A 4,662-nucleotide genomic window follows, 5' to 3' on the forward strand; every position below is an offset into this window, starting at 1 on the left:
CCGTCGCTGTCGGCGCTGCGCACCGGGCGGCCGGGCGGCAGCCGGCGCACCATGTGCAGCACCTCGTCGTTCAGGCCCCAGTGGCGCGCCACGGCGGCGCCCAGCAATTCGCTGTCGACGCCGAGCACCGCGAACGATGCGCCCTCTTCCGTCATGCCCGGCTGCTCGGCCTCGCCCGGCTCGGCGGGCGGAATCGGCTGCATCAGCTGGCGAATCTGTTCGGCTTCATCGGGGAAGTGGTACTGCACCATCAGGCGGCCCAGGTTCTGCAGCGTCGCGATCAGGTAGATCACCTCGGGGTCGTAGCCCGCCGGGCGCAGCACCTGCGCGGTGTGGCCTGCCAGGCGCACGCGGTCCATCAGCTTCTGCAGCGCGTCGGCGTGCGCCGGCGACAACGGGCCGGGCCAGGCGCRCAGCACCGAAGCCGCGGTGCGCACGCCCTTCAGCCCGACCAACGCCACCGCGCGGCGGATCGTCAGCACCGGGCCGTTGCCGGAAATCTGCGTGCCCTGCACCTGCGCCGAATTGACGGTGCGCAGCAGCTCGAAGCTGAGCGCCATGTCCTGCAGGATCTGCTGGGCGATCTCGTCGGTGCGCTGGCCCTCGGCCATCGCGAGCCGGCCCACGCGCTGCGCGACACCGGGCGCAGCCGGCAGGTGGCCGATGCTGCGCATGCGGTCGATCAGCAGCGCGATCGCGCCGCCGCTGTCCTGCGCGTCGGTCTCGCGCCAGCCCGACATCGCGCGCAGCATGGTGCGGGCGCTGTGATAGCGCTGGCGCTCCTGGCGGTCGGTCGCGCGGTTGGCGATGGCGCGCAGCGCATCGGGAATCGGCTTCGGCGTGCCCCAGGGCAGGCGGATGATCTCGCGGCCGACCGGCGGCAGGCGGTCGATCACGCGGGCGGTGTCGGGTTCGTCGAGCGCCGGCTGGCCGCACAGCAGCTGGTGCAGCACCAGCCCGGCACACAGCACGTCGCGCTCGGCCGCGAGCCGGGAGGCGCGCAGCTGGTTCGGGTCCATCGGCATCGCGCGGTCGTGGGCGCGGTCCGCGGCGGCGGTCTCGCCGGTGGCGGCCGGTGCCGAGGCAACGGCCAGCGCCATCACGCGCACCGTGCCCTGCTCGCTGAGCAGCACATGGTGCAGTTGCAGGTCGCGGTGTGCCACACCGGCTTCATGCGCGAAGGCCAGGCCTTCCAGTGCCTGGATCACCCAACCCACCGCCTCGTTGGCGGTCAGCCCGGGCGTGGCCGCGAGCCGTTCGGCCAGCGTGCTGCCGAGCGCGCGGTCGACCGCGACGTAGGGCCAGTGGTCCTGCACGCCCACTTCGATCACGTGGGCCAGGTTCGGGTGGTCGAGCCGGGCGGCAAGCTTGGCGTCGCGCGTCCAGGCCTCCAGGCCGGCGGCGTCGGCGGGCTGCACGCGCGGCAGCGTCAGCATCACCTCCTGCGAGGCACGCGGGTCGAACGCGAGCCACACCATGCTGCGGTCGCTCTTGCCCAGCAGCTGACGCAGCTGATAGCGCCCGAACGCGCGTGTCGGCGCGGTCTTGGCGGCAGGAGTCTCCGGAACGGACATGAGCGAGGCGCGATGTGACGAAGTTGCCTTATTGGACGACCGAATGCCGCATCGTGGTGCGCTGATGAACCCGGAAAAGCCGTGCCAATTTCCGCCGGCGGGCCGGGGTTCGGCGCGTCAGATGTCCAGCTCGACGACCTCTCCGGTGCCGGCGATCAGCGCGCAGCGCACCGGCTCGCCGGGCTGCAGCGCCTGCACCGCGTCGCGGTAGCGCTGCATCTGCTCGTGGTACGCCTGCTGCGCCTGCGGCTTGTGGGCGAGCTTGTAATCGAGCACCCACCAGACGCGCCGGCCGCCTTCGTCCAGCGCCACCAGCCGGTCGATGCGCAGCGGCTGGTCACCCTGCGCCACCGCCACCTCGTTGCCCGCCCACAGCAGGCCGGTGCGGTCGAAGAAGCGGCGGCCGCTCGCGTGCCGCAGCATCGTCGACGCGATGCGCAGCACCTCGCGCGGCGGGCTGTCGAACGCGGCCGCGGCGGCCGTGGCCAGCGTTTCCAGGTCGGCCTCGCCGGCGGCGCCGGTCGCCCACTCCAGCGTGCGGTGCACCGCCTGGCCGAGGCGCGAGGCGCGGTCGTCGCGTGCCGCGAAGGAAGCCGGTGCCACGTCGGCCACCACCGGCACCTGCGGCAGGCCCGGCAGCGCGAACGCCCCCTGCCCCGCCGCGGCCGATGCCACGTCGGCCGGTAGCCAGGCCGCCACCAGCGCCTCGACGCGCTGCCACCACGAGGCGCCGGGCGCCGCGATGTGCGGCTCGGTGCGGCTGAACACCACCTGCTCGCGCGCCCGGGTCATCGCGACGTAGAGGCCGTTGAGCTCCTCGCGCTGGCGCGCCACCTGCTCGGCCAGCATCGCCGGCGCCAGGGAAGGCGGCACGTCGCCCTCGGAGTAGACGAAGGCACAGCGCGCCGGCCGGTCCAGCTCGACCGGCCAGTCGACCAGCACGGTGGCGGTGTCGGTGCCGGCGCGCTCGGGGGCGCTGTCCATGATGAAGACGACGCGCGCCTCCAGCCCCTTGGCGCCGTGCACCGTCAGCAACTGCACCGCGTTGCGCTGCGCCGGCGGCGCCACCTTCAGCGCGCGGCGCTTCAGCGCGCGGACGAAGTTGTACGGTGTCGCATAGCGCGCGCCGTCGAGCGTCAGCGCCTGGCCGAGCAGCGCGTCGATCGCATTCAGCGCCGCGGCCCGCTGCTCCGGCGGCACGACCGCCGCGACGCGCTCTCGATACGCCCCCTCGGCGACGATGCGGTCCAGCAGGTCGTGCGGCGGCAGTTCGCGCGCGGCCTGCAGCCAGGCCGGCAGCAGCCGCTTCGCCCGCTGCAGCGCCGGCTGGCCGTCGTGCCGGCCGGCCAGCAGCGCAGCGAACCAGTCGCCGCCCGCGGCCGCCTGCTGCGCCAGCGCGATCAGCTCATCGTCGCCGGCCCCGAACAGCGGGCTGCGCAGCGCCTGCGCGAGCGACAGCCGGTGCTGTGGCGAGGCCAGCGCATCCAGCATCGCGATCAGGTCGCGCACCTCGGGCGCATCCATCAGCGACTGGTCCTCGACCGCGGCCGCCGGCAGGTGCCGCGCCTGCAGCGCCTGCGCCACCAGCCGCAGCGACGCGCGCTTGCGGCACAGCACGAAGACCTCGCCCGCCGCCACCGCCCCGCTGCCCACCAGCTCGCCGATCGCCTGCGCGACCCAACGCGCCTCCAGCTCGCGCAGCACCTCTTCCGGCTCGTGGCGCGGCGTGGCCAGGCTGTCGCGCCACAGCAGCCGGCCTTCGTCGCCCGCGGTCGCCTCGCGTGGCGGGCGGGCCACCGGCGGCAGCGCACGCACACCGGCTCCAGCGAGCGGTGCGATCTCGGTGCTGTGCGCGCGGAAGCCGTCGTACTCGCCGTCGCGCTGCGCCGCCTCGAAGACGCGGTTCAGCGCGGCGATCACCTCGGGCGCGTTGCGCCGCGTGTGGTCGCAGGCGAGCACATGGCCGCCCAGCCCGCCGGCGACGAAATCACTGGCCGCGGCGAACACCTTCGGCTCGGCGCGGCGGAAACGGTAGATGCTCTGCTTCGGGTCGCCGACGATGAAGACCGACGGCGGCCGCTGCCCGCTCGCGCCACCGCCGGCGCCGGCATAGGCCGAGAGCCAGCTGTGCAGCGCATGCCAYTGCAGCGGGYTGGTGTCCTGGAAYTCGTCRATCAKCASGTGRCGSAYGCGCGMRTCSAGCCGCTCCTGCACCCAGCCGGACAGGTCGGCATCGCGCAGCAGCGCCAGCGCGCAGCGTTCGAGGTCGGCCATGTCGGCCAGCCCGCGCAGGCGCTTGAACGCGGCGAACTGCGCGAGCAGCACGCGCGACAACCGCGCCATGCGCAGGTGCTCGTCGTGCGCGAGCTGCTGGCGGCTCGCATGGTGGACGGCGTCGAGCAGCGCGACCGCGTCATCGAGCTCGGGCGCCGCCAGGTGGGCGCGCAGCTGGCCGCTGCTGTTCAGCAACGCGCTGCGTGCGGCGTGCAGCGCCGCTTCGGCATCATCGAGGGCGAGCGCCTGCTCCAGCAGGCTGCCCTGCTTGCGCGGCGTGGCCTTGGTCTGCACACCGAGCGCGGCCGCCACGCGCAGCAACAGGCTGCGGGCCTCGGCGTCGTTCAGCCGGTGCGCCGGGTGCGGCAGCGCCGCGAGCGCCGGCCACAGCTGCGCGGCCGACGGCACGCTGTCGTCCAGCACGCCGGCCTCGTCGGCGAGCTCGATCTCGATGCGCTTGTCGAGCACCGTCGCGAGCCACTTCGAGGTCTGCGCCCGGCCGCGCCGCTCGACCAGTGCGCGGTAGTCGGCGTGCAGCGCGGCATCGTCGAGCAAGGCGGCATGGAAGCGCCGGAAGATCTCGCCCAGGTGCTCGTCGATGTCCTCGATCAGGCTCATGCCGGGTTGCAGCCCCAGCTCGGCCAGCAGGTCGAGCGGCGCGGTCTTCAGCAGCTGCGAGAACCACGCATGAAAGGTGCGGATCTCGACCGGCCGGCCACCGGCCAGCACCTGCTCGTGCAGGCCGGCCAGCCGGTCCGCGAGCCCGGCGGCCTGCGCCGGCGGCACGCCGCGCGCGACCAGCTCGGCCACGCGC

The 4,662-nt window shown here is 74.1% G+C and carries 2 protein-coding genes; both read right to left on the bottom strand.

Annotated features, from left to right (window positions below; translation table 11 throughout):
• Positions 1-1,574, bottom strand: a 1,574-nt coding sequence (locus AC1D12_RS25265; protein ID WP_477843632.1) for a serine/threonine protein kinase, incomplete at its 3' end; no start/stop codon positions are given.
• Between the two features lie 117 nt (positions 1,575-1,691).
• The coding region (locus tag AC1D12_RS25270) for a UvrD-helicase domain-containing protein (RefSeq protein ID WP_477843634.1) at positions 1,692-4,662 on the bottom strand (2,971 nt) is incomplete at its 5' end.

It is taken from the genome of Rhizobacter sp. P1_G5, from assembly GCF_056405435.1.